This window comes from Pseudoxanthomonas sp. LjRoot204_2 (assembly GCF_056175765.1).
This window is the reverse complement of record NZ_JBGFFG010000377.1, coordinates 1-3,262: the sequence shown is the minus strand read 5'-3', so window position 1 is coordinate 3,262 and position 3,262 is coordinate 1. Positions and strand designations below refer to the sequence as shown.

Genomic DNA, 3,262 nt, shown 5'->3' with positions numbered 1-3,262 from the left:
GTGCTGCTGGGAGGTGGCGGTGGCGGTGGCGGTGGTGGCGGTGGTGGCGGCGGCGGCGGCGGTGGTGGCGGCGGCGGTTGCGGGCTCTCCACGGGCGGAGGCAACGGCGTCTCCTTGACGCGTTTCGCACAGCCGGCCAGCACCAGGGCCGCCAGCACCAGGCAGAGGATTCGCCGCATTCTTCACCCCATGGAAGGACGTCGGGACCGCACCCGTCCCCCGGGGGTGGCCGACGGCGGGATGGTAGCGCAGGGGCCGGCGCCGCAGCGAGCCTGCGGGCGCCGCATTCGCCAGCAGCGCGCCTGCGGGCTATCGTGTACGGGTACGGGCCGCCTCCGCACGCCCTCCCCTCACTGGAAGAACGCCCATGCCGACCCCCAACTACTCCTTTGAGAAACGACAGCGCGAGCTGGCCAAGAAGAAGAAGAAGGAAGAGAAGGACGCCAAGAAGCGCGCCGAACGCGACGCGGCCCGGACCGATGCGGGCGCGGAAGACACGCCGGCCGATACCCGGGAATGACCGAAGCGGCGGCGCCGCCCCCGCAGGTCTGGGTCGATGCCGATGCCTGCCCGGGTCCGGTGAAGGAAATCCTGTTCCGCGCTGCCGAGCGCGCGCAGGTGCCGGTCACCCTGGTCGCCAACCAGTGGCTGCGCACCCCGCCCTCGCGCTTCATCCGCGCCCTGCAGGTACAGGGCGGCTACGACGTCGCCGACGATGCCATCGCAGAGCGTGCGCGCCCGGGCGACCTGGTCGTGACCCAGGACATCCCGCTGGCCGCGCGCGTGCTGGCCAACGGCGCGCAGGCGGTAGACCCGCGCGGTGAGCGCTTCACGCCGGACGACATCGCCGAGCGCCTGTCCATGCGGAACTTCATGGACGAACTGCGTGGCGCCGGCGTGCAGACCGGCGGACCGGCCGCGTTCAGCGCGCGCGATCGCCAGGGCTTCGCCAACCAGCTCGATCGCTGGCTGGCCACGCGTCGCTGAGCCGCCGCCATGCCCGACGTCGAACTCCGTGCGCCGCTCCACCTGCTGCTGCACGTGCTGGTGCCGGTGGCGCTGGCGCGGCTGTGCTTGCCCAGGGACTGGAAGCGCGCCGCGCTGTGGATGCTGGCGGCGTGGGTCATCGACCTGGACCACCTGCTCGCCGATCCGGTCTATGCGCCCGGCCGCTGCAGTATCGGCTTCCATCCCCTGCACACCTGGCCGGCCATCCTCGTCTACGCAGGGCTGGCGCTGCCGAAGAAGACCCGCTGGTTCGGCATCGGCCTGCTCATCCATATCGCCCTCGATGGCATCGACTGCCTGCTGATGCAGGCATCGCACGCAACCTGACCCGCCCGTTCAGTTCCGGTGGCGCGCTTCAGGTACGCGCGGGACCCACGGCGTACGATGGCCGCGCTGCACCTTCCGCGTCCCGTCCGACCGCCGCCACCGTCGCCCGCTGCGCTTTCCTCCATGCGTTTCCGCCACGAGCACGGGCGGAGCGCCACCCCGGGAGCGCTCCATGCCTCGCGATCCGTTCCAGCCCCCCTGCCAATCGACGCCGCCCCGCTTCCGCGGAGGACGACACCGGTGAGTACCGCGGTACCGCTCTGCGAACGCTGCGACGCGGTCYGCTGCCGCCTGACCGTGGTGCTGCAGCCCGAGGACGGCGTGCCTTCGCACCTGACCACCCACACCGACGCCGGCCTGCACGTGATGGCGCGCGATGAAGAGGGCTGGTGCGTGGCGATCGATGCGGCACGCATGTGCTGCTCGATCTACGACACGCGCCCGGACATCTGCCGCCGCTTCGTCATGGCCGGCCCGTACTGCCACGATGTCCGCACGGACTACCGGGATCGCACGTCGCGCGGCATTCCGCTCACGCTGTACTGACGCGGCACCGGCGTCCGCCTTCAGGCGGCGAACACCGGCTCGAGCATGCGGAACGTGCCTGCGTCCGCGTCCATTTCCACCTTGCCGCCCACGGGCACGATGAACTGCTGCCGGATGTGGCCGATCATCGCGCCGCGATAGACCGGGATCTTCAGCGGCTTGAAGTAGTCGTCGAAGATCTGCGGAAGCGTCAGCGAGCCGAAGCCGCCTCCCGGGTCGCATTCGGTGCATTCGCCGAAGACGATGCCTTCGACCTTGTCCAGCGCGCCCATCAACCGCAGCGTGCTGAGCATGCGGTCGATGCGGTAAGGCGCCTCCGACACATCCTCCAGGAACAGGATCTTGCCTGCGAAATCCGGCAGGTACGGCGAGCCGGCCAGCGCGGTCAGCACCGTCAGGTTGCCGCCGACCAGTTCGCCCTGCGCCTTGCCGCCGGTGATCGTGACCGTGCGGTTCCTGCGTTGCACCAGCTCGTCGCCCTTGTCCGCGCTGTTGGCGTACTGCATCTGCTCGCGCTGGAAGAAGACCCGGCGGAACTGGTCGGCGTTGAACGCGTTCCAGCTGCCGATGCCGATGGGGCCATGGAAACTTGTCAATCCGGCCTGCGACAGCAGGGCGTTCTGCAGCGCGGTGATGTCGGAATAGCCGAGCAGGATCTTCGGATTGCGGCGGATCATGCCGTAATCGAGCAACGGCAGCAGGCGCGCGGCACCGGAGCCGCCCCGGGCGCAGATGATCGCCTTGACCCCGCGGTCGGCGAACATCGCATTGAGGTCCCCCGCGCGTTCGGCATCGGTGCCGGCAAGATGCCCGTAACGCGACGCCAGGTGCGGCGCCACCTTCACCTTGAGCCCCAGCGCTTCCATCGCCTCCTGCGCGAGCTGCAGGTCGAACGGCTCGTCGGTCGCGCCGGACGGACTGACCAGCGCGACCGTGTCGCCGGGATTCAGCGGCGGCGGCAGCAGGCGCGCGCGCGGCGTCGCCGCGAAAGCGTGCTGGCCGGCCGCCAACGGCAGCATCAATGAGGTCGCGGCCAGCGCGGCCGATCCGAGGAACTGTCGTCTGTGCATGTCATCGCCTGTCGTGGGACGGCGACCAGCTTAGCAAGACCACGTTCCTCGCCCGGTCGGTAGCGAGGCGGACCGGCCTCTCACCGCCTGCAGGTGTTGATGCCGAGCAGCCCATACAGCGGGCAGACATTGAACAGGCCCGTCACCAGCGGCACCACGCCGATCCATGCCCATGCCGGACCGCCCACCAGCGCCCAGCCGATCAGCAGCGAGCCGACGACGATCCGTACCCATTTGTCGAAACCACCCACGTTCGCCTTCATCTGCGTGTCCTCCGGGATGAGGTGCCAGCGTGCGGCGTGCCGCTGCGC

The 3,262-nt window shown here is 69.9% G+C and carries 6 protein-coding genes; 4 read left to right on the top strand and 2 right to left on the bottom strand.

Annotated features, from left to right (window positions below; translation table 11 throughout):
* Positions 1-367 precede the first annotated feature (367 nt).
* The 4 genes from AC04L7_RS15100 to AC04L7_RS15085 all read left to right on the top strand — a co-directional run bounded on the left by AC04L7_RS15100 (position 368) and on the right by AC04L7_RS15085 (position 1,881).
* On the top strand, positions 368-520 hold the full coding sequence (locus AC04L7_RS15100) for a hypothetical protein (RefSeq protein ID WP_296278279.1): 153 nt from the start codon (positions 368-370) through the stop codon (positions 518-520).
* Positions 517-987 carry a YaiI/YqxD family protein gene (locus AC04L7_RS15095; protein WP_435998119.1) on the top strand — a complete coding sequence of 157 codons (471 nt, stop codon included), beginning with the start codon at positions 517-519 and terminating at the stop codon, positions 985-987. Before AC04L7_RS15100 ends, AC04L7_RS15095 begins: the two co-directional genes overlap by 4 nt.
* 9 nt (positions 988-996) lie before the next feature.
* Entirely contained in the window at positions 997-1,335 is a 339-nt protein-coding gene (locus tag AC04L7_RS15090; RefSeq protein ID WP_435998117.1) for a DUF6122 family protein, read from the top strand.
* A gap of 204 nt (positions 1,336-1,539) precedes the next feature.
* Complete coding sequence (locus AC04L7_RS15085) at positions 1,540-1,881, top strand: YkgJ family cysteine cluster protein (RefSeq protein ID WP_475513314.1); 342 nt, start codon at positions 1,540-1,542, stop codon at positions 1,879-1,881.
* 20 nt (positions 1,882-1,901) lie between these two features.
* Here AC04L7_RS15085 and AC04L7_RS15080 read toward each other — a convergent pair whose 3' ends face one another.
* Together AC04L7_RS15080 and AC04L7_RS15075 are read right to left on the bottom strand one after the other, a co-directional pair.
* A complete protein-coding gene (locus AC04L7_RS15080; RefSeq protein WP_435998115.1) occupies positions 1,902-2,951 on the bottom strand; it encodes a S66 peptidase family protein in 1,050 nt (349 codons plus the stop codon).
* Between the two features lie 80 nt (positions 2,952-3,031).
* Positions 3,032-3,262, bottom strand: a 231-nt coding sequence (locus AC04L7_RS15075) for a YgaP family membrane protein (RefSeq protein ID WP_475513313.1), incomplete at its 5' end; no start/stop codon positions are given.